Genomic DNA, 20576 nt, shown 5'->3' on the forward strand with positions numbered 1-20576 from the left:
TATGGGAGACCCTCCACCGTGTCCGTATTCTCACTGGCGGCCGCGCCACAAGCGGTGAACGTGCTGGACGCAGGTTCACTGCTCGGAGCGTTCGGTGCGCTCGGCATCGCCGTCGTGCTCTTCGCCGAGACGGGACTGCTCGTCGGCTTCTTCCTGCCCGGCGATTCGCTGCTGTTCACGGCGGGCCTTCTCTGCGTGTCGGGCGCCCACGGTCCGGTCCATCTGTCGCTGCCGCAGGTGCTGATCGCCGCCGTCGCCGGTGCGCTGCTCGGTGCGCAGGCGGGTTACTGGATCGGCCGCCGCGGTGGCCGGGCCCTTCTCGCCCGCAGCCGCGCCAAGCGGCTGCACGAGGGCGCCGCCCGCGCCGAGGAACTGCTCGGCAGATACGGCCACGCGCGGGCGATCGTGCTGGCCCGCTTCGTGCCCGTCGTACGCACGGTGCTCAATCCGCTCGCCGGGGCGCTCAACGTCCCCGCTGGACTGTTCACGCTGTGGCAGGTGGTCGGCGGGGCGGTGTGGACCGTGGGGCTGGTCCTCGCAGGGTACGCACTGGGCTCCTCGGTGCCCAACGTCGATCGTTATCTGCTGCCGATCGTCGCTGTCGTGGTCGTGGTCTCCCTCATCCCGCTCGCCGCCGAACTGCTGCGGTCCCGCGGCCGGCGCTCCGCAGAAGGAGAGAACAGCTGATGCCACTCGCCTCCACCGCCACCTCGATCGACGGCGGTCTGTACACCTGGATCACCGAGCTGGCCCAGCGCTCCCCCGCCACTCTGGACTCGGTCGTCCGCCTCTGGTCGGACTACGGGCTCGCTCTGTTCGCCCTGCTGATGCTCGCGTCCTGGTGGCGCTCGCGCTCGGCGGGGCCCGCCCGCACCGCCATGGCGCTCTGTGCACCGCTCGTCGTGGTGGCCGCGTATCTCGTCAACGACGTGGTGAAGTCGCTCTTCCATGAGCAGCGGCCCTGCCAGACCCTCCATGTCGTGACGGTGGAGGCGTGCCCCGCACTCGGCGACTGGTCCTTCCCCAGCAACCATGCCGCCATCGCGGCGGCCGCGGCGGTGGCGATCTGGCTGACCGACCGCCGTCTCGGGGCGATCGCGGTGCCCGCCGCGCTGCTGATGGCGGCGTCCCGGGTCTGGATCGGTGTGCACTACCCGCACGATGTGCTGATCGGGCTGGTCACCGGCGCGCTGGTCGCCTGGCCGTTGACGGTCGCGGCACGACGCTGCGCCCCGGCCGTGGTGCGGCTGCGCGAGAGCCCGCTGCGCCCCCTGGTGGCCAACCGGTGAACGGAGACGCTTCGACGCTCGCGGGCGGCCGGTCGTCCACGCCCGCCGCGTTATCGCTCCGCGCTCCGCTGGGGGCCGCGCTGGTGGGGCTGCTCGGACTCATCGGGCTGACTGCTCTCGTCCTGGCCGCCCGGCACGGCTCCCCGCCGGCCCTGGACCGGACCGCCCACGACTGGTCGTTGCGGCACCGGCCGTCAAGCCTCGTGGCGACCGCTCGGGCCGTCACGGCCACCGGCACCGGGGTGTTCCCGTACGCCGCGGCGGTGACGGCCGGGCTGATCGCGGGCGGTGACACGCGTCGACGGTTGGGACACGTGGTGGGGGCACTGGCCTTCCTGCTGCTCGGGCAGGGCGTCCGTTACGGCCTCATGAGGCTGATCGCCCGGCCCCGCCCCCCGCTGGGCGACTGGGCCACGCACGCCTCGGGCTTCGCCTTCCCCTCCGGCCACGCGACGACGTCCGCGCTGATGGCCGGTCTGCTGCTCACCGCCATCGGTGTCCGGGCGCACGGCCGGAGGGTGCCTCGTCCGCTTCGCGCCGCCGTCGCCGTCCTGGTCGTCTGCTGGGCCGCGGCCGTCGGCCTGAGCCGGGTCCTGCTCGGCGTGCACTGGGCGACGGACGTGCTCGCCGGATGGTTGTTCGCCGCGGTCTGGGTGGGACTCGGGACGGCGCTGATACGGAAGGTGCTGCCGCTTTCGCGGTGACCGGTCCCGTTCAGGTCCCACCCACATCGAGGTCCGTGCGATGCCCCTCGTGTCTCCCGTGCGTCCCACCCGTGCCGTCCGTCCGCCGATGGTGCCGCGTGTGCTCTCGCTCCTCCAGCGTCGGCTGACCTGGGTGACGGTCGCCGCCTACGCGGCGGCCGCGCTGCTGCCGGGAGCCGGACTGGCCCTGCGGCGGCTTCAGGTCGCCGCCGTGCCCCTCCCCGGCGGCACGCGCACGCAGCTCACCCTGCCATCGCTCCTGCTGGGTTATCTGCTGTTCACCGCGGCGTTACGGGTGCCGGCCGGGGGGCTGCCCCGGCTCGCCCGCCGACCACTGTCGCTCCTGGTGGGAACGGCCGCCAATACGCTCATTCCACTGGTCCTGCTGCCCTGTCTGGCCGTGGTCCTGGGGCGACTGCCCGATGCGGACGGCTGCAGCGGGCTGATCACCGGGCTCGCGCTCGTGGGAGCCATGCCGGTCGCGGCCGGTGCCACGGTCTGGGGCGGTCGGGCGGGCGGCAACCATTCACTGGTCGTGGGGATCGTGCTCGCTTCCACGATGCTCAGTCCGCTGACCATCCCCCTGATGCTCTCGGTGGCCTCGACCGTGACACGCGGCCACTACGCCCACGATCTGTCACGGATGGCCGCGACGGACAGCGGGGCGTTCGCCGTGATCAGTGTGATCGTGCCGTGCGTCGCCGGTCTGGCCGTCCAGCGGCTGACGCCCCGCCCCGTGCTCGAACGGCATCTGCCCTGGTCGGGACTGCTCGGAGTCGTCGCCGCGGTGCTGCTCACGTACAGCAACGCCTGCGGGGCTCTCGGCGGCTTCCTGTTCCACCCGCGGCCCGCGCTGTTGGTCGCGGCCGTCGTCGTGGCGGGGGCACTGTGCGCGGCTTCCTTCGCGATCGGCTGGTGTCTGGCCCGTGGGGTACGGGCGGATCGGGCGGACACCGTGGCGATCACGCTGAGCTGCGGAATGAACAACAGCAGCGCCGGTGCGGTGCTGGCGGCGACCCATCTGCCCAGCAGTCCCCAGGTGCTTCTGCCGGTTCTCGCGTACAGCCTGCTGCAGAAGTGCGGGGCGGGCCTGGCGGACTCGATGCTGCGCCGCAGGGCACGCAGTGGCGGCGCACGAGTCCGGCACGGTCCAAACAGGAGAGCCTAAGGGCTGTCCCGTAGCCCCTCAGGAGTGGCCGGTCAGGCGGATGACGGCGCGGCCGCCGTCGAGGTCGACGGTCGAGCGGTGGGGCGGGGCGCCGTCCTCCTCGTCGTCGCGCAGCAGCAGGGCGCTCCGGCGTTCCTTGAGCTCGCTCTGCTTGCCGGGTGAGAAGCTCGCGTGCAACTGCTCGAACCCGGTCGCCGACACCTGGCCCCGGCGGGCACTGTTGCGCCACGGCAGCAGCCCGGCCCGCCCCGCTCGGAGCATCAGCTGGTCGAGAAAGGCGACGACGGTCAGGCCGATCACCAGCCCGGGCAGTGTCATCAGCGCGACGAATTCCATCGGCCCAGTGTTGCCGACGCGCGGTGCGGTGCGCATCGGTCGCGGGTATGACGGTGCGGGCCGTCGCACCGCGCGACGGCCCGCACCGTGCCGAGGGCCGGGGCCCGACCGGTCAGCCGTTGGGGAGGATGACCGCGCGGCCGTTGATCCTGCCGTCGTGCAGCAGCTCGTAGGCCAGCGGCGCCTCGTCCAGCGTGTAGGTCTCGACGTGGACCTCGACCGCTCCGGCGCGGGCGAGGTCGAGCACCTCGGCGAGCTCGGCGCGCGATCCCCAGTAGGGGGAGGACACCGTCGTGTTGTGGGGCAGCGAGCCGAAGCCGACCGGCAGCGCACCGCCGCCGAGGCCGACGATCGTGACATCGGAGTCGATGGCGACCGCGGCCCCGGCCGTGGCGACGGTCGGCGGGGCTCCGACGAAATCGAGAACGACCTGCGCTCCGACACCACCGGTCAGTCCACGGACCTTCGCCGCGGCGTTCGCGTCGGAGAGCACCGTCTCGTGGGCGCCGACGGCACGGGCCAGGGCCAGCTTCTCGTCCGTGACGTCGAGGGCGATGACCCGGACGGCCGTCATGGCACGCAGCAGCTGGATCGCGACATGGCCGAGACCGCCGGTGCCGATGACGACGGCGGTGGCACCGGGCACCAGCTTGGGCAGGGACCGCTTGATCGCGTGGTAGGGAGTCAGGCCCGCGTCGGTGAGCGGCACGGCCTGGACCGGGTCGAGGTCGCCCAGCGGCACCAGATGACGGGCGTCGTCCACGATCATGTACTCGGCCATGGCGCCGGGGGAACCGAGTCCGGGCGGGGTGATGCCGAATTCCTTGGCGCGCAGACAGTAGTTCTCCCTGCCCTCGGCGCATTTGACACACGCACCGCAGCCCCAGGGGCCGTAGACAGCGACGGACTCGCCGATCGAGAGGCCCTTCACCCCGTCGCCGAGTGCGGCTATGGTGCCGACGCCCTCGTGGCCGAGGGTGAGCGGCAGCGGGAAGGGGAGCTGCTCCGCGGGCCGGCTCATCACGGCGATGTCGGAGTGGCAGACGCCGGCGGCGGTGACCTTGAGCATCACCTGGCCGGGGCCGGGATCCGGATCGGGCACGGTGACGACCTCGGGTGCCGAGCCGACGGCGCGGTACTGGACGGCCTTCATGGGGTTCTCCTCACTCTTCGCTTTCTGTTGCTCGCCCCCCGTTCCCCCGTAAGCCGTTCAGGAGGCGGAGTATCCGCCGTCCACCAAGTGGTAGCTGCCGTGGATGAAGGAGGCGCGGTCGGAGAGCAGGAACGCGGCGAGTTCGGCGACCTCCTCCGCCCGGCCGAGACGCCCGGCCGGGTGCAGCGAGATCAGGTGGTCGCGGGCGGGGCCGTCCGTGTTGCGCAGCAGCGGTGTGTCGATGAAGCCGGGGCCGACGGCGTTGACCCGGACGTTCCGTGCCGCGTATTCGAGGGCGGCCGTCTTGGTGAGGCCGACGACGCCGTGCTTGGCGGCCACGTAGGCGGGAGACCCGGCGAAACCGTTGGTGCCGAGGATCGAGGACATGTTGACGACGGCACCGCCGCCCGCCGCGACGATGGCGGGGAGTTCGTAACGCATCGAGTAGAAGACACCGCTGAGGTTGGTGGCGACGACCCGGTCCCAGTCCTCGATCGCGTACTCCCCGGTGGGGTTGCTCGGCCCGCCGATGCCCGCGTTGTTGACGGCGAGGTGCAGGGCGCCGAAGGTGTCGACGGCGAATCGCACACCCGCTTCGACGGAGGCGGGGTCGGTCACGTCCATGGCGACCGCGGCGGCCTTCGCCCCGGCGCTCTCCAGTTCGGCGACGGCCTTGCGGGCGTTGGCCTCGTCGTAGTCGGCGACGACGACGGACGCGCCGCCCGCGGCCAGCCGGTGCGCGAGGGCCAGCCCGATGCCGGAGGCGCCGCCGGTGACGAGGGCGGTCCTGCCTGCGAACTCCTGGTCGACGGGGGTGAGGGAGATGCTCATGAGGTGGTGTTTCCTTCCGTGGTGCTGTGTGACGCCGGCCCGGCGAGAAGTTGCGCGAGCAGTTCTCCGGAGAGGGCGTCGAAGGCCTGCCCGACCAGTTGGGGCAGGTCGTCCGGGTGTCCGCCCCGCACCCAGGCGGCCTGGGCCGCCAGGAGCGCCCCGGCGCCCGCGGCGACCGTGACAGCGGGGCGGATGTCCAGTCGGGGGTCGACCCCGAGCCGGTCCGCGACGATGGCGACCGAGTCCTCCTGGGCGTCCACCCGGATGTGGTGGAACGCCGCGTAGAGGGTCGGCTCCTGCTCGGCGAGGACCAGCAGGTCGAAGATCCGGGCGCGGCGGTGCCGGGCCGGCGCACCGGGGTCGTCGAGCCAGTCGAGGACGGCGTGGCGGTACGCGGTGAGCGGGGGCTCGTCGGCGGGACGTGCGCGCAGGGCGTCGTTGATCCGGTCGCCGTCGCCCCGGATCGAGTCCAGAACGGCGGCCTCCTTGCTGGTGAAGTACCGGCTGAAGGTACGCCGGTCGACGTCCGCGCGTTCCGCGATCTCCTCGACCGTCACTTCCTTCAGACCCCGGTCGAGTACGAGCTCGAACGCGGCCTGCGCCAGTGCGTCCCGGGTCCTGCGGGCCTTGCGGCTCCGTCGCTCCGGGGCCTTCCGTTCCGGATTCATACATGCACGGTACACTGAAAAATGTCCCACCGCGACAGAAGTCTCATCGGGACATGGGATCGCATACGGCCGCCCTCCCGTGCCCCTCCCGGCGGCCGAACGTCTCGGCTGCGCGGCGGGCATCATGACCTGCCGCCGGGCGTCGTCGATGACCGCCTGCCGGCGCCCGGCGCAGGGCGAGCGCCGCGATGTCGTCGCGTCGCACGCCCTCGGAGAACACCTCCAGGTCGGTGTGGAGCGCGTCGAGCACCTCGCGCGGCCCCCGCCGTGCCCAGTGGCCCAGCCGGGTGTCCAGGGGGTAGAACGCGCCCGACGCGTCCCGGGCCTCGGTGACCCCGTCCGTGAACAGCAGGAGCGTGGCATCGGGCGGGAAGTCCAACTGCTCCGCGACCCGCGCCTGCGCGCTGAGCTCCGCCATGCCCAGCGGAACGGATGTGTGGCGCAGCACAGCCGCGCGGGCCACGCCGTCGTGCAGCAGTCGGGGCGGCAGATGACCGCAGTTGACGGCCTGCACCCGGTCGTCCCCGTCGACGCCGAGCACCAGGGCGGTGACGAAGCGTTCGGTCTCCCCGGTCTGGGCGGAGAAGGCGTTGTGCCGTGCGACCGCGTCCTCCAGCGCGTCGACCACGCCGGTCAGGCCGGGCTCACGGATGGCGGCCTCCCGGAACGCGCCGAGGACGGCGAAGCCCGCCCCGATCGCGGCGAGCCCCTTGCCCTGGACGTCGCCGATGATCGCCCGCGTTCCGTAGGGGGACTGGACGACCTCGTAGATGTCGCCTCCGACCAGCCGGTCCTCCTCGATCGGCGTATAGATGCCGTGGGCGACAATCTGGTCGGTCAGGATGGGCAGCGGGCGCAGGATCTGCCGTTGGAGTGCGACGGCGGCGGAGCGGAGCCTGGCGATCTCGGCGGCATGGCGGATCCGCAGCGCGCAGGCGCCGACGCCCAGGAAGCAGGCCAGCGCGGTGAATACGACACTGCTGGTGATGGACCAGAACGTTCCGCCGGTGACCAGCCGTGAGCAGACGGCGACGATCATGATCCAGGTGGCCACGCCCACGGTCTGCCGGATCGTTCCGAAGACCGAGACGAGTGCCGGCACCACCACCAGCAGCGGCACGAGGTGCATTTCGTCGCCGGTACGGATGTCGAGGGCGCCGACCAGGACGGTCAGCAGCGCCAGCCCGCCGAAGAGTGCTCCGTTGCCGACCCGGGAGGCGAAGACGGCCGCCTCCCCCGCGTCCGTGTGCGGGAGCGTCGCTCCACGCCCAGGGCGTTTCGTCCGGATCATGCCGGGCTCGCGTGGCCCGGTGCCGCGTCTGGCCGATCCCGCCTGATCCAAACGAAAGACCCTCGCCGCCTGGCGCCGGAGCCCGATCGTCACGGCCCGTTCCTCCCGGGATCTGCCGGCCCCGCGCCGGCGTTCGTTCCCAGTCCAACCGGATCAGTGGGGGCGGCACACGGGGCTTACGGCCCCTCGGCCGGCGCCGAAGGTCCCGGAGGCGGAGGCGACGTGACCTTCGGCCCGAGCTCCCCGGGCCGAAGGTCACCGCGCCGCGCGTCAGCGCACGGCCGCCGCACGGACACCGCCGGACCCCGGCAGACGCGTCGGCGGGCGCCCCGGTACGAGCGCCGACAGGAAGGACGTCCGGCGACGGAGCACGAATCCCAGCGATTCGTAGAGCCGGATGGCATTGGTGTTGGTGGCGGAGGCGTGCAGGAACGGTGTTTCACCACGTTCCCCGATCTCGTGGGCGACGGCGAGGACGAGCCCGCCGCCGAGCCCCTGACCGCGCACGGACTCGTCCGTGCAGACACCGCTGATCTCGCTCCAGCCGGTTGGGTGCAACCGTTCACCGGCCATCGCGACGAGCGCCCCCTCACGCCGGACCCCGAGGTAGGTGCCGAGCTCGACCGTTCGGGGCAGGAACGGCCCCGGGCGGGTGCGGGCGACCAGATCGAGCATCTCGGGCACGTCGGCGGGTCCCAGCCGTACGGCCTCGGGAAACGGGGCCGCGGCGATCCCGCCGTCGACGAGCTGGACCCCCTCGGCGTGGAAGGTGATCTCCCAGTCGTCCGGCGGCGGCTCGCGGAAGGCGGTGATCGTGACGGCGCCGCCCGGTCCGGCGAGCGCGGCGGCGTCGGCCCAGTCCTCGGCCTGCGGCAAGTCCGGGACCGATACCCACGGGGCCACGTCCGCCGGGTAGCGCAGCACACGCCCACGGCGCTCGGCGAAATGGGCGTGCGGGCCGGTCAGCGCGGCGCGGACCGGGTTGTCGAGCGGGTGCGGGTCACCGGCAGCGGCATGGGGCACGCTCATGCGGCCACCTCGATGACGATCTTGCCTCGCGTGTGTCCGCCCTCCACGGCGCGCAATGCCGCTCCGGCCTCGTCGAGCGGGAAGGTCCCGGTCACATACGTCCGCAGGACGCCGGTGACGACGAGGTTCGCCACCTCGTCGAGGACTGCGGCGGTGCGGGCCCGCGCGACGGCCGCGCCTCCGAGCTCCACCGCCAGTGGCTTGCCCCCGGCGCTCACGAGCGTGGCCGGGTCCGCGAGCAACGGGGCCACGGCACGCAAGGTGTCCCCGCCGACCAGGTCGAAGATCGCGTCGATGCCGTCGGGGGCCGCCGCCCGCACCCGGTCGGCGAGTGCGTCGCCGGACTCGACGTGCACCGCGCCCAGCGACTCGACGAAAGCCTTCTTGTCCGCGCTCGCCACGCCGACGACCCGGGCGCCGGCGTGACGCGCCAGCTGCACTGCGGCCGTTCCCACGCCTCCCCCGGCCCCGGTGACCAACAGGGTCGAACCGGGCGTGGGTGCGAGCTGGCGCACGCCGTCGTACGCGGTGGCCGCCGCGACCGGCAGCACGGCCGCGTCGGTGAACGACAGAGCGGTCGGCTTGTGCGCGGTCACCGCGGCGGGCAGCAGCGCGTACTCGGCGTACCCACCGGTCAGCGGGTTGCCGAAGACCTCGTCCCCGACCGCGAATCCTTCGACGTCCGGGCCCACGCCCTCGACGACTCCGGCGGCCTCGCTGCCGAAGACGGTGGGAAACGGCTGCGGCTCGCTGCCGGGCCGGGTGTACCCCGTGCGCAGCTTCCAGTCGACCGGGTTGACCCCGGCCGCCCGGACGGCGACGAGCAGTTCGCCGGGACCCGGCACCGGCACTTCCTGCTCGGCGAGGGCCTCCACCTCCGGCCCGCCGTTGCGGGTGAACACGTACGCCTTGGGCATGGGCTCCCTCTCTCCTGTCTCATGGCGCCGACGGTCCGCGGCGCCGACGACCGGGCCGCTCCCCGCTGGGGCACCGGCCCTGCCACCACCTCGTACAGGAGCGGGAAGGTCGAATTCGGAGCGCGTATTCCCGGGCCGGTGCGGTGTCCACCGGGCCGCAATGATTCAGCGGACGCCGCCCGTGACCGGGTCGACGACCTTGTTCACGAGGAGTTCGAGCAGCTTCCGGTCGTCGTCCGCGGTCCCCCGTTCGGCGGGTGTGTCCGGGTTGACGTCGAGCAGTACATGGGTGGCGCCCAGCTCGCCGAGTTCCGCCAGGTCGGCCCGGATCCGGTCGATCGTGCCGTGCCCGGCGGGGCGGTCGCTCCCCAGGAGTGCGTCGGTGAAGCGGATCTGCAGCCGCGGCACGAGCGCGGGAACGGGACGCCCGGCCCGCTCGGCCTCCCCGGCGATCACCGGAAGCCCGGACCGGATCGCGTCGAGCGGCAGCCGGTACGGATGCCAGCCCTCGCCGAGCCGGGCCGCGCGGCGCTGGGCGGCGGCCGAGTTGCCACCGACCCAGACGGGCAGACAGGGAGCGGACGCGGGTGCCGGCGCGGTCCGGACCTCCCGGTAGGAGACGTGCTCGCCCCGGAACGTCGTAGGATCCTCGGCCCAGGCCGCACGGATGGCGGCGAGGTATTCGTCGGTGATCCGTCCCCGCTCCGCGAAGGGCACGCCCAGCGCCTCGTATTCGGCCCTGGACCAGCCGATCCCCGCGCCGAGGATGAATCCGTCGTCGTTCAGGTTGTCGATGTCGGCGGCGAGCCGGGCCGTCTGCAGCGGGTGCCGGTACGGGATCACCGTGACGGTCGTGCCGAGCACCAGCCCCGGCACCCGTCCGGCGATGTGCGCGGCGAGCACGAACTGGTCGTAGAACGGGGCCGGATACGTCTCGTGCACATCGGGGGTGACCGCGATGTGGTCGGAGATCATCGCGAAGGAGTACCCCAAGTCCCTTGCATCTACGGCCTGTTGGCGGAGACCTTCCGGGGTCGTTCCGGCACCGAAGTTGAGTATGTTCACACCGAATTCCACCCGTGGAGCCTAACAACCGGACAGCGCAAGGCTGTTCCGGCCGGAAGGAGCGGACGTCCGCCGCCTCGCGGCGCGCGGCGCCTCGGCCACGGCCCCGGTGAACACGAAGGCGACGGGCCGCCCCCTCCCCGCACGGCACGCGGGCGGGCCGGGGGCGGGCACGCCGAGTGGCCCCCGAGCACGTCCGGTCGTTCGTCCGCGGTGCGCGACCGCCACATGTCCACGCCCTGGACATTCATAAGCCGACCTTTGACGCCCTCAAAGGTCTCGACTACTGTCCACGCCCAGTTGGGCAGTTCCAGTGGACAGATGCGAGATAGGTGGTTCCCGATGACATCGGAACCGGGTGGCGACCTCAGCCGGCGGCGACTGCTGCGCCTCACCGGCGCCGGCATGGGCGTGCTCGCCGCGTCCGGTGTGCTCGCCGCCTGTGCGCCCCCGCCGGCGAAGGGGTCCGGCGACGGCCGTGCGGCCACGGGCGACCGGGCCCGGGGCGCGGACGTGCCGATCGGCAGCCTGGCCCTCGCCCTGCCCTCGTCCATCTCCAGCCTCGATGTGGGCCGTGAGGCGGGCGTGCTCAATTACATGGTCGCGGTGCTGACTCAGGAGTCCCTGCTCTCGGTCGACCCGTCCGGGAAGCTGGGCCCCGGGCTCGCCACGTCCTGGAAACAGCCCGATGCCAGGACGTACGTGTACACCCTGCGCCGAGGCGTCACCTTCACCGACGGCACCCCGTTCACCGCGGACGACGTGGTGGCGTCCGTCGAGGCCGTCCGGGATCCGAGGAACGGCTCCGCGCTCGGCTACGCCTACGCGGGTGTCCGGTCGGTGAAGGCCACCGGCGACCACGAGGTGACGATCCGGCTCAAGTCGCCCGACGCGATGTTCGCATGGACGACGACCGCGGGCGGACTCCTCGTCAGCAGCCGCGCGTTCCTGACCCGCAACCGCGGCCGGATCGGCACGGCGAAGACGCTGCTGCTCGGCACCGGCCCGTACCGGATCACCGAGTTCGCCGCCGACGACCATGTACTGCTGGAGCGCAACGACGCCTGGTGGGGCGAGCGGCCCGCCGTGCAGAAGCTCAGGCTGTCCTTCGTCCCGGACGCCGGGACGCGGCTGGTCGCGATGAAGTCCGGTGCGGTGGACGGCGGTCTGAACCTGGCGTCGGACGAGGCCCGCGGCTGGGAGTCGAGCGCGGACGTCACGTACACGGGCGACCGCTCGGTGGTGTCGCTGGCGTTCGACACGGCGAAGGCACCGCTCGACGACATCCACGTCCGGCGCGCCATCGCCCACGCCACCGACCGCGAGGGCATGGTGAAGGGCATCCTGCACGGCAGGGCCGAGGTCGCCGGCGCGCTGCCGTCGCCCGACATGTGGGGTGATCTGATGCCGGCGGACGAAGTCCGCTCCGGTTACGACTCGATCCCCGCCGTCCCGTACGACCTGGACGCCGCCCGTGCGGAGCTGGCCAGGTCCTCGGTGAAGGACGGCTTCACGGCTGAGCTGCACTACCCCAACAGCGGTCCGCAGCTGGGCAAGGCGGCGCTTGCGCTCGCCGCCTCGCTCAAGAAGATCGGCATCACGCTGAACGTCAAGGAGATCACCCTGGAGCAGTGGGTGGCGGAGCTCGGCTCCGGCGAGCAACCCCTGCAGTTCCTGTGGTACTTCCCCGTCACCGGCGACCCGGCCGAACTCGCCGACCCGTATCTCAACGCCGCGGCCACCGCCACGGACATCGCGCACTACGACGACGAGAGCGTCAACTCGGCGCTCGACACCGCCAAGTCCGCCACCGACAAGGACATCCGCGCCCGGGAGCTGATGAAGGCCGTACGGACGGCCGGCGTCGATCTGCCCTACCTCCCGCTGTGGTGGGCGCAGACCGCCACAGCGCTCTCCAAGGAGATCGTGCTGCTGGACCAGGGGCCGTTCTCGTTCATCGGGCCGTGGGCGACCCGGATCCGCAAGGCCGTCTGACCCCACCGCGCTCCCCCGCTCGCGGAGCGAGCCCCTCACCCGCACCAGGAACGGACCATCATGCCCACTACCGCCGCGCCCACGCCGCCGCAGCGGAGCACCGCGATCGTCGTACGGCGTGTCCGTGAGGCGATGCTGCGGCTGACGCATCCGGTCGAGGCCCGGATCAGCCCCGACGGGCGCGCCATCGCCGTCGCGGCAGCCGGTCCCGGGAGCGTCGGGCTGGTCCTGGCCCCGGTCCCGGCCGGAGTGCGGGGCCCGGACGCCGCCGTACCGCCTCCCGAGCTCTTCGCACCGCAGGCGTCGTCCGCGCCCACGGACCGTCACAGCCCGCGCTGGCTGCCGGACTCCCGGACGCTGCTCCACATCGCCGAGGTCCGAGGGTCCAGGGGGACCGACGTGTGTCTCGCGGCGTTGGACACGGCCTCCGGAGCCGTACGCACCGTCGTCGTCGCCCCCGGAGCGGTGGAGGAGCTGCTCGTCTCCGACGACGGCACGCAGGCGCTGCTGCTGTGCGCCGAGGACGGCGCCGAACGTGACGGCATGAATCTCGGTCTGCCGGTACGTCTCGGCGCCCTGCCCGCGCCCGAGCGTTTCGCCCCGGGTGCCGGCCGCCGTTCGCTGCATCTCGTCGATCTCGCGGAAGGCTCGGTGCGTGAGGCCGGCCCGGCCGGGCTGACCGTGTGGAACGTCGCCTGGCGCGGCGGGACCACCGCCGTCGCCACCGTCTCCGAGGAGACGCTGCCCGCCGCTTACTACGGTGCGCGGCTCGCCGCGATCGACCTCGTGGCCCGCACGTCCAGGACCGTGCACACGCCGCGGGGGCAGCTGGGCGCTCCCGCCGTCTCCGCGGACGGCCGGTCCGCGGCGGTCTGCGAAGGGATCTCCATCGTGGCCGGACGCCCGGTCGTGGTGGATCTGACGACCGGGCGGACAGAGGTGGTACCGGACGTCGAGGACGCGACCTGGCTGCGGTTCGACGACACCGGGGACACCGCGCCCGGCCCGCTGTGGTTCGCCGGCTGGGACGGGACCGGCTCCCGCGTCGGACACACCGCACGCCACGGCGGCACGCTCTGGTCGGGGCCGGTGACCCTCGGCGGCGCGTCCCACCAGCCCGCGCTGTCGCTCAGCGACGACCTGCGGCTCGCCGCGACCGTGCTCGACGCGCCGGGCCGTCCGGCCGAGGCCGTCGTCGCCCGCACCGAGGGGCCGGACGCCTGGGACTGGGCATCCGTCACCGCGCTGAACGCCCCCGCCGACCCCGCGCTCGCCGGGCTCCGCACCGAGGAGACCTCCTGGTGCTCCTCCGACTGCCGCACGGTGCGGGGGCTGTTGCTCTCGTCCGGTGGGGACGCCGCTCCCCGGCCGCTGGCCGTTCTGGTGCACGGCGGTCCCGCCTGGCTCTGGTCCGCCGGGTACGCGCCGGGCGACGTGCTGGGCATCGCGCCAGCGCTGGCCGCCGCCGGGTACCTGGTGCTGCTGCCCAACCCCCGCGGCAGCAGCGGCCGGGGGCTGGAGCACGCCCGTGCCGTGGTCGGTGACGTCGGCGGCGGCGACCTGGACGACGTGCTGTCCGGCGTGCGCCACCTCGTCGACACCCGGCTCGCCGACCCGGACCGGGCCGCCGTCCTGGGACACAGCTACGGCGGCTTTCTCGCGGCCCTCGCCGCGGCACGCACCGATGTCTTCCGGGCGGCGGTGGTCGTCTCGGCGCCGACCGACTGGCTGAGCTTCACCCACACAAGCAACATCGGCGGGGGCTACGACCGGACCTACGGGATCGGGGGCGCGGACGCGCCGGCCGAACTGGTCCGGCGCTCCGCGGTCTTCGCCCATGGCGGCGGCGGAACGCCGACGCTCATCGTGCACGGCTCCGCGGACCGGGTCACTCCCGTCGGCCAGGCCCACGAGCTGTACCGGTCGCTGCTGCGGGCCGGGCGCGCCCCCGTCGAACTGTACGTGTACCCGGACGAGGGCCATGAGTTCACCAATGGCGCGCATCTGCTCGATGCCGCCGCCCGGGTCGAGCGGTGGCTCGCCACCCACCTGGGCCCGCGCTCCGCGGCCCCCCACCGCACCGCCGTGCCGGGGGACGCTTCCCCCGAGCCGATCCCCGGCACGGCTTCCGAGGCCGGGCCGGATGGTGTCGCCCCCCGAGCACCTTCCGGTCCGGCCGCCCCGGACCCGGCCGGGGGTGACCGGTGAGTACCGTCGCCCGTTCGCGCGTACGCGCGGCCCTGCCACTCGGCCATGTCGTGCGGCGCCTCGGTGGCACGTTCGGTCTGCTGATCGTCCTGTCCGTCGCCGTGTTCGCCCTGTTGCAGGCCGCCCCCGGCGACCCCGCCCAGACCCTGCTCGGACCGCGCAGCGCCACCCCCGAGGCCCTGGCCGCCGTACGGGCCCGCCACCACCTCGACAGCCCATTGGCCGTGCAGTACTGGTACTGGCTCGGTGACGCCGTCCGCCTCGATCTCGGTACGTCCATCCGCACCGGCGAGAGCGTCGCCGCCGCGCTGGGCGACCGGCTCGTGCTCACCGGGCAACTGGTCGGTCTCGGTTTCGCCGTGGCTCTGCTGCTCGGACTGCCGCCGGGTGTCCTGGCGGGCCTGCGCAACCGGCGGGCGACCGACCGGGCCGTCCAGAGTCTCGGCGTGGTGGCGCTGTCCACCCCCGCGTTCGCGGGCGGCCTGCTGCTCATCTATGTGTTCGCGCTGATGCTGGGCTGGTTCCCGGCCTATGGCCCCGGGCAGGGCTCGGGCACCGACCGGCTGACGCATCTGGTGCTGCCAGCCGTCGCTCTCGGTCTCGCCGTCACCGCCGTACTGCTGAAGCTGACCCGGGCCGCGGTGATCCGCGAACTCGACCGGGAGCACGTCACGTTCGCCCGCGCCCGTGGGGTCCGGGAGCGGGACATCCTGCTGCGGTACGTGCTGCGTGGCACCGTCGTGCCCGTCCTCACCGGGATCGGTCTGGTCCTCGCCTATCTCCTCGCGGGGACGGTCATGGTGGAGCAGGTCTTCGCACTGCCCGGCCTCGGTTCCCTGCTCGTCGACTCGGTCGCCTTCCGGGACGTCCCCGTCGTCCAGGCCGAGGCGTTGCTGATCGCCGCCCTGGTCTGTCTGGCGAACCTCGTCACGGATCTCCTACAGCCCCTGCTGGATCCACGGCTGAGGACCGCACCCGTGGCGAAGGCGCCCCTCGTGCCGGGGGCATCCCCCGTGGCCCCGTCGTCCGACGTCCCCGCGCAGGAGGTCCGATGAAGACGCGCGCGCCTCGCCGCCGGTTCTCGCCGCTGACCGTCTGCTGCTCCGTCCTGCTGGCGTTGTTCGCGCTGGCCGCGGCCCTCGGCCGGCTCCTGCTCCCCGACTGGGACGCGCAGGATCTCGCCACCGGCGCGGCCATGCCGGGCGGCGGGCACCTGCTCGGCACCGATGAACTCGGCCGGGACATCGCCCGGATGGTCGTCGCCGGGGCGCGGAGCACGCTGGTGGGTGCGGCGCTGGTGGCGTTCGGCTCGATGGCCATCGGCAATGTCCTCGGGCTCCTCGCGGGCTACTCGGGCGGCTGGATCGACACCGTCGTGCGCCGCTGGGCCGATCTGCTGCTGGCGCTGCCCGCCCTGCTCGTGACGATCGTCGTCGCGGGTATCGGCGGCGGGGGCTACGCCCTGGCCGTGGGCGTTCTCGTCGTGCTGACGTCGCCGGCCGACATCCGTCTGGTGCGGTCCGCCGTTCTGGAGCAGCGGCACCGAGCCTACGTGGAGGCGGCCGAGACGCTGGGGCTGTCCCCGTTCACGGTGATGGTCCGTCACATCTGGCCCAATGTGCTGCCGGTCGTGGTGGCGAACACCCTGCTCAACTTCGCCGGGGCGATCGTCGCGCTCAGCTCCCTCTCCTTCCTGGGGCTCGGCGTTCCGCCGGGCGCTCCGGACTGGGGGCGGATGCTCTCCGAGAACCGCACCCTGCTGTACGACAACCCGTCCGCCGCCCTGGCACCGGCCGTGCTGATCACCGCCGCCGCCGTGGCGCTCAACCTCCTCGGCGACCGGCTGTTCGAGGCTTTCTCCGACCGTGGGAGGTCCTGATGACAGCGCGCCCGGTGACGGACGACCGTGCTCCGTCCCCGGCACCGGCCACCGGCCCGCTCCTCGCGGTGGACGGCCTGAGCGTGGCCGCGACAGCGGGTGCGGGCGGCGCGGTCCCGATCATCGACGGCATCTCGCTGGAGGTCCGCCGGGGCGAGTGCGTCGGTATCGTCGGCGAGTCCGGCAGCGGCAAGTCGCTGGCGACGCGGGCCGTGGCCGGACTGCTGCCGACCGGGACCGGGGTGACGGCCGGGTCCGTACGGATCGACGGCCGGGAGGTACTCACCCTGACACCGCGCGAGCGGCACGCCCTGCGCGGCAGGCACGTCACGCTGCTGATGCAGGACCCGTTCACCATGCTGCATCCGCAGCTCACCTGCGGCCGTCAGATCGCCGACGGGCTGCGCGAGCCCGGCGGTGGCTTCGGAACACGCCGGAGGAAGGCCGCCGTACGCGCGGACGTGGCGCGGCGGCTCGCCGAGGTCGGGCTCGGCCCGGATGTCGCCGACCGCTATCCGCACGAGCTGTCCGGCGGAATGCGGCAGCGGGTGGCGGCGGCGGCCGCGCTCGCCGGCGACCCTGAGCTGCTGATCGCGGACGAACCGACCACCGCGCTGGACGCCGCCAACCAGCGCGCCGTACTCGATCTCCTGCGTGGCCTCCAGCGGAGCCGGGGCATGGGGCTGGTCCTGATCACACACGATCTGCGGGTCGCGTTCTCCGCCTGCGACCGGGTGTATGTGCTGTACGCGGGAAGCGTGCTGGAACACGGGCGCTCGGGCGAGCTGGAATCGGGCCCCCTGCATCCGTACACGGCCGGTCTGCTGGCCTCCGAACCGTCGGTGCGCGAACGGTACGAGGAACTCCCGGCCATCCCCGGCTCCGTACCGCCCCCCGGTGCCCGGGGCAGCGGCTGCCCGTTCGCCGACCGATGCGCGCACGCCGCCGAGGTCTGCCGCACCGAACCGGTCGTGCTGCTGCCACCATCGTCCGGCACAGGGACGGGACCGGTCCTCGACGACGCGCCCGGTGTGCGGCGGCTGTCGGCGTGTGTACGGATCGGCGAGGTCGGTGAGGCCCTCGCCGCACCGCCCGCGCGGGCCGCCGCCGTGCCCCGGCCGGTCCCGGCCGACGCGGTCGACGCGCAGGACGCCGCGCTGGTCGCCCGCTCCGTCGACCGTACGTTCCGGTCCTCGGCCGGGGATCGTGCCGCACTGTGCGAGGTGAGCCTGACCGTTCCCCGGGGCACCGTCGTGGCCCTGGTCGGCGAGTCCGGCTCGGGCAAGACGACGCTCGCCAGGATCGCCGTCGGCCTGGAGACGTTCGACGGCGGCACGGTCTCCGTGGGCGGCATCGCGCTGCCCGCAGGGCGCCGCCCCGGCACCGCGGACCGGCGGCGCCTGGCGGAGCAGGTGCAGATCGTCTTCCAGGACCCGTACTCCTCGCTCAATCCGCTCCGAACCGTGGGCGCGACCCTGCGCGAGGCGCTGGCCGCCGCGGCCGGCCGGCGCGGGCGCGACACGTCCGGCACCGAGGTGCGCACCCTGCTCGAACAGGTCGGTCTGCCGGGGGCATACGTCTCCCGTCGCCCGGCCGCGCTCTCCGGCGGCGAGCGTCAACGAGTGGCCCTCGCGCGGGCTCTGGCTGCCCGGCCCCAGCTGCTGATCTGCGACGAGGCGGTGGCGGCGCTGGATGTGTCGGTCCAGGCACAGCTGCTCAATCTGCTCGCCTCGCTCCAGCGGAGCGAGGGCTTCGCGGTGCTGTTCATCACCCACGATCTCGGTGTGGTGCGGCAGATGGCCGACCGGGTGGCCGTGATGCGCCAGGGGCGGATCGTCGAGCAGGGGGCCACGGCCGATGTGCTGGACGCTCCCGAACACCCCTGGACCCGGCGCCTGATCGACACACTTCCCGATGCGGCGGACCACGACGACGAGGATCTGACCGGACGGGGGTCACGCCGGTAGAGTGTGCGGCTGACCTGCGCGTACCACCGAGAGCGAGGAGGAACGGTGTCCGAGCCACCCGTCACCGTCGGCCTGCCCGCACCCCCGCGTCCAACGGAAGCACAGCAGTCCGCCGGCGTGCGGACCGCATTGGCCGGAAATCTCAACCGCCGTCGGCTGGCTCGCGGTTGGAGCCTGCGCGAACTGTCGGCCGCGACCGGTGTCAGCAAGGGGCTGCTGTCCCAGATCGAACGCGCCGAAGCCAATCCGACGGTCGACGTGCTGGTGCGGATCGCGGACGTGCTGGGCACCAGCTGCACGGATCTGCTCCGTCAGCCGCTGCTCCGGCCGGAGATCGTCCGCGTCTCCTCGCTCGACGAACCGGAGGACGAGACCTCGGTGAACCTGCTGTTCTCCGGCCACGAACAGGGCCGCATCGAGATCTACCGAACCCGGCTGCATCCGCACGCCCAGAGCCAAGTCAGCTCGCACGGTGCGGACTCTGTGGAGTACGTGCTGGTGATGTCGGGCCAGGTGACGCTGGTGGTGAACGATGTCCCGCATCTCCTGGAGGCGGGGGACACAGCCCGTTTCTCGGGACTCAGCAGCCACTACTACACCACCGAGGACTCCCCGGCCGTCACACACACCATCGTCGGGTACCCGCGAGACTGAGGCGTCCATTCCCCGGGCCTGCCACCGATTTCGGCTCGACTGCCGTTCGATATCGGCCGGTCACCCCCGACGCGCCGCAGACTGTGGCAGTCTGGAGGTGACCGCCCCACCGGGCTCCCCCGTACCGGTGGGGCGGTTCTGCGGTCCGATGCGACTCCGCCCGCGCAGACATGACGGGCCATCATGCATGTGCCCGGCCGTTGATGCCGTGTGACCTGATCAACTCCCTTCTTCTCGCATGAGAACCGCCTTCGGGGGCAGGCGCATACACCTCACCTACGACCAGGGGAGCGTGACGAGATGACGGCGCACACCGCGCGGACGGCCAGTGCGGAGCGAGCGGAGAGTGCACGGCCGACACCGGCAGTCGTCCCGTTCGACACCGGCGTGTGCCCGGGAACCGCCCCGGGCGCCGGGGAGATCGCGGACCCTGTCGCCGATACCGGCGAGCTGCCATGGATCGAGGACGCGGGAAAGGTCGCTCCGGCCGACGCCCGGGAGCTGTCCCGGTTGTTCTTCGAGCGCCTCCAGGTCCTGGAGGAGGGAACCTCCGCCCACCAGTACGCCCGCAACACCCTCATCGAGATGAACCTCTCCCTCGTGCGGTTCGCCGCGGGACGGTTCCGGCACCGGGGCGGCGGTGACATGGAGGACATCGTCCAGGTGGGCACCATCGGGCTGATCAAGGCCATCGACCGGTTCGACCTCTCCCGCGAGGTCGAGTTCACCTCTTTCGCGGTCCCCTACATCACCGGCGAGATCAAACGATTCTTCCGCGACACCAGCTGGGCGGTGCACGTTCCGCGCAGGCTGCAGGAGTTGCGGGTCGACATCGCCAGGACGAGGGACTCCCTGGCCGCGGAGCTCGACCGCGACCCCACCGTCCCGGAGCTGGCCGAGCAGCTGGGGCTCAGCGAGGACGAGGTCACCGAGGGCATCGTGGCGGCCAACGGGTACACGGCGGGTTCTCTGGACGTGCCGGCCGACCCGGCGGACGTGGGACGGCGCAAGGCACCGGGGCGCACCTTCGCGGATGTCCTGGGCGCACCCGATCCCGCGATGGAGACGGTCGAGAACCTGCATGCGCTCGCGCCGCTGCTGAGCGATCTCGACGACCGTGAGCGCCGCATCATCGACATGCGTTTCGGTCATGAGATGACCCAGTCACAGATCGGCGCGGAGCTCGGCATCTCGCAGATGCATGTGTCGCGACTCATCAGCAGGATTCTGCTGAAGCTCCGCAGCGGGATGTTCGTCGAGGAATGACGTGGCCGGACACGGTCTTCGCCCGTTGCCGAGCGGCGGACCGCCTCACCGCCCGGCCCGGCGTCCGTGTCCGTGTCCGTGCATCGCCCTCCTACGTCGCGGCCGAGCGAACTCGGGCGTGCTCGTCCGACGGTCGGTGACCCGCCTCCGTACCTC

General features: G+C 72.6%; 19 protein-coding genes. 11 read left to right on the forward strand and 8 right to left on the reverse strand.

Annotated elements, in window-relative coordinates:
* The first annotated feature begins 18 nt into the window (after nt 1-18).
* The 4 genes from ACIOHC_RS18510 to ACIOHC_RS18525 are packed head-to-tail and all read left to right on the forward strand — an operon-like array spanning nt 19 to nt 3161.
* Complete coding sequence (locus tag ACIOHC_RS18510) at nt 19-687, forward strand: DedA family protein (protein WP_365688999.1); 669 nt, start codon at nt 19-21, stop codon at nt 685-687.
* Entirely contained in the window at nt 687-1289 is a 603-nt protein-coding gene (locus ACIOHC_RS18515; protein WP_401843214.1) for a phosphatase PAP2 family protein, read from the forward strand. Before ACIOHC_RS18510 ends, ACIOHC_RS18515 begins: the two co-directional genes overlap by 1 nt.
* On the forward strand, nt 1286-1993 hold the full coding sequence (locus tag ACIOHC_RS18520) for a phosphatase PAP2 family protein (protein WP_401843216.1): 708 nt from the start codon (nt 1286-1288) through the stop codon (nt 1991-1993). The genes ACIOHC_RS18515 and ACIOHC_RS18520 overlap by 4 nt, the downstream gene beginning before the upstream one ends.
* 40 nt (nt 1994-2033) lie before the next feature.
* Nucleotides 2034-3161: a bile acid:sodium symporter family protein gene (locus ACIOHC_RS18525; protein ID WP_401843217.1), complete on the forward strand. Its 1128-nt coding sequence runs from the start codon at nt 2034-2036 to the stop codon at nt 3159-3161.
* A gap of 18 nt (nt 3162-3179) precedes the next feature.
* Here ACIOHC_RS18525 and ACIOHC_RS18530 read toward each other — a convergent pair whose 3' ends face one another.
* The 8 genes from ACIOHC_RS18530 to ACIOHC_RS18565 form a co-directional block, all read right to left on the reverse strand.
* Nucleotides 3180-3497 carry a DUF6191 domain-containing protein gene (locus tag ACIOHC_RS18530; RefSeq protein WP_351074050.1) on the reverse strand — a complete coding sequence of 106 codons (318 nt, stop codon included), beginning with the start codon at nt 3495-3497 and terminating at the stop codon, nt 3180-3182.
* A 112-nt stretch (nt 3498-3609) separates the two neighbouring features.
* Nucleotides 3610-4650, reverse strand: coding sequence for an NAD(P)-dependent alcohol dehydrogenase (locus ACIOHC_RS18535; protein WP_401843219.1), 1041 nt, complete (start codon nt 4648-4650; stop codon nt 3610-3612).
* A gap of 57 nt (nt 4651-4707) precedes the next feature.
* Nucleotides 4708-5481 carry an SDR family NAD(P)-dependent oxidoreductase gene (locus ACIOHC_RS18540; RefSeq protein WP_365688989.1) on the reverse strand — a complete coding sequence of 258 codons (774 nt, stop codon included), beginning with the start codon at nt 5479-5481 and terminating at the stop codon, nt 4708-4710.
* The gene (locus tag ACIOHC_RS18545; RefSeq protein WP_401843221.1) at nt 5478-6149 is read right to left on the reverse strand and encodes a TetR family transcriptional regulator; all 672 of its coding nucleotides are present in this window, start codon (nt 6147-6149) and stop codon (nt 5478-5480) included. The genes ACIOHC_RS18540 and ACIOHC_RS18545 overlap by 4 nt, the downstream gene beginning before the upstream one ends.
* A gap of 43 nt (nt 6150-6192) precedes the next feature.
* The gene (locus ACIOHC_RS18550; RefSeq protein ID WP_401843223.1) at nt 6193-7440 is read right to left on the reverse strand and encodes a PP2C family protein-serine/threonine phosphatase; all 1248 of its coding nucleotides are present in this window, start codon (nt 7438-7440) and stop codon (nt 6193-6195) included.
* Between the two features lie 270 nt (nt 7441-7710).
* Nucleotides 7711-8469, reverse strand: coding sequence for a GNAT family N-acetyltransferase (locus ACIOHC_RS18555; RefSeq protein WP_365688986.1), 759 nt, complete (start codon nt 8467-8469; stop codon nt 7711-7713).
* Complete coding sequence (locus ACIOHC_RS18560; RefSeq protein ID WP_351074054.1) at nt 8466-9386, reverse strand: NADP-dependent oxidoreductase; 921 nt, start codon at nt 9384-9386, stop codon at nt 8466-8468. The genes ACIOHC_RS18555 and ACIOHC_RS18560 overlap by 4 nt, the downstream gene beginning before the upstream one ends.
* 165 nt (nt 9387-9551) lie before the next feature.
* Nucleotides 9552-10463: a TIGR03619 family F420-dependent LLM class oxidoreductase gene (locus tag ACIOHC_RS18565; RefSeq protein WP_401843224.1), complete on the reverse strand. Its 912-nt coding sequence runs from the start codon at nt 10461-10463 to the stop codon at nt 9552-9554.
* A 330-nt stretch (nt 10464-10793) separates the two neighbouring features.
* Here ACIOHC_RS18565 and ACIOHC_RS18570 point away from each other — a divergent pair, with 330 nt between their 5' ends.
* The 7 genes from ACIOHC_RS18570 (at nt 10794) to ACIOHC_RS18600 (ending at nt 20420) form a co-directional block, all read left to right on the forward strand.
* Nucleotides 10794-12446 (forward strand): ABC transporter substrate-binding protein, encoded by a 1653-nt coding sequence (locus tag ACIOHC_RS18570; RefSeq protein WP_351074056.1) that lies wholly within the window; start codon nt 10794-10796, stop codon nt 12444-12446.
* 60 nt (nt 12447-12506) lie between these two features.
* Entirely contained in the window at nt 12507-14654 is a 2148-nt protein-coding gene (locus tag ACIOHC_RS18575) for an alpha/beta fold hydrolase (RefSeq protein ID WP_351074057.1), read from the forward strand.
* Nucleotides 14651-15709, forward strand: a complete 1059-nt coding sequence (locus tag ACIOHC_RS18580; RefSeq protein ID WP_351074058.1) for an ABC transporter permease — start codon at nt 14651-14653, stop codon at nt 15707-15709. Before ACIOHC_RS18575 ends, ACIOHC_RS18580 begins: the two co-directional genes overlap by 4 nt.
* Complete coding sequence (locus tag ACIOHC_RS18585) at nt 15706-16533, forward strand: ABC transporter permease (protein ID WP_351074059.1); 828 nt, start codon at nt 15706-15708, stop codon at nt 16531-16533. The genes ACIOHC_RS18580 and ACIOHC_RS18585 overlap by 4 nt, the downstream gene beginning before the upstream one ends.
* The gene (locus tag ACIOHC_RS18590) at nt 16533-18500 is read left to right on the forward strand and encodes a dipeptide ABC transporter ATP-binding protein (RefSeq protein ID WP_401843226.1); all 1968 of its coding nucleotides are present in this window, start codon (nt 16533-16535) and stop codon (nt 18498-18500) included. Before ACIOHC_RS18585 ends, ACIOHC_RS18590 begins: the two co-directional genes overlap by 1 nt.
* Nucleotides 18501-18545: 45 nt before the next feature.
* Nucleotides 18546-19154 (forward strand): XRE family transcriptional regulator, encoded by a 609-nt coding sequence (locus tag ACIOHC_RS18595; protein WP_351074061.1) that lies wholly within the window; start codon nt 18546-18548, stop codon nt 19152-19154.
* A 300-nt stretch (nt 19155-19454) separates the two neighbouring features.
* Nucleotides 19455-20420, forward strand: a complete 966-nt coding sequence (locus ACIOHC_RS18600) for an RNA polymerase sigma factor SigF (protein ID WP_351074062.1) — start codon at nt 19455-19457, stop codon at nt 20418-20420.
* Nucleotides 20421-20576 lie beyond the last annotated feature (156 nt).

It is taken from the genome of Streptomyces sp. NPDC088252, from assembly GCF_044740965.1.
Lineage (GTDB): Bacteria > Actinomycetota > Actinomycetes > Streptomycetales > Streptomycetaceae > Streptomyces.

Excerpts from the sequence above, each read along its gene's own strand:
- ACIOHC_RS18570 (WP_351074056.1), top strand. The coding sequence starts at position 10,794 with ATGACATCGGAACCGGGTGGCGACCTCAGCCGGCGGCGACTGCTGCGC.
- ACIOHC_RS18560 (WP_351074054.1), bottom strand. The coding sequence starts at position 9,386 with ATGCCCAAGGCGTACGTGTTCACCCGCAACGGCGGGCCGGAGGTGGAG.
- ACIOHC_RS18600 (WP_351074062.1), top strand. The coding sequence starts at position 19,455 with ATGACGGCGCACACCGCGCGGACGGCCAGTGCGGAGCGAGCGGAGAGT.
- ACIOHC_RS18540 (WP_365688989.1), bottom strand. The coding sequence starts at position 5,481 with ATGAGCATCTCCCTCACCCCCGTCGACCAGGAGTTCGCAGGCAGGACC.
- ACIOHC_RS18530 (WP_351074050.1), bottom strand. The coding sequence starts at position 3,497 with ATGGAATTCGTCGCGCTGATGACACTGCCCGGGCTGGTGATCGGCCTG.
- ACIOHC_RS18545 (WP_401843221.1), bottom strand. The coding sequence starts at position 6,149 with ATGAATCCGGAACGGAAGGCCCCGGAGCGACGGAGCCGCAAGGCCCGC.
- ACIOHC_RS18535 (WP_401843219.1), bottom strand. The coding sequence starts at position 4,650 with ATGAAGGCCGTCCAGTACCGCGCCGTCGGCTCGGCACCCGAGGTCGTC.
- ACIOHC_RS18575 (WP_351074057.1), top strand. The coding sequence starts at position 12,507 with ATGCCCACTACCGCCGCGCCCACGCCGCCGCAGCGGAGCACCGCGATC.
- ACIOHC_RS18585 (WP_351074059.1), top strand. The coding sequence starts at position 15,706 with ATGAAGACGCGCGCGCCTCGCCGCCGGTTCTCGCCGCTGACCGTCTGC.
- ACIOHC_RS18550 (WP_401843223.1), bottom strand. The coding sequence starts at position 7,440 with ATGATCCGGACGAAACGCCCTGGGCGTGGAGCGACGCTCCCGCACACG.
- ACIOHC_RS18525 (WP_401843217.1), top strand. The coding sequence starts at position 2,034 with ATGCCCCTCGTGTCTCCCGTGCGTCCCACCCGTGCCGTCCGTCCGCCG.
- ACIOHC_RS18555 (WP_365688986.1), bottom strand. The coding sequence starts at position 8,469 with ATGAGCGTGCCCCATGCCGCTGCCGGTGACCCGCACCCGCTCGACAAC.
- ACIOHC_RS18590 (WP_401843226.1), top strand. The coding sequence starts at position 16,533 with ATGACAGCGCGCCCGGTGACGGACGACCGTGCTCCGTCCCCGGCACCG.
- ACIOHC_RS18515 (WP_401843214.1), top strand. The coding sequence starts at position 687 with ATGCCACTCGCCTCCACCGCCACCTCGATCGACGGCGGTCTGTACACC.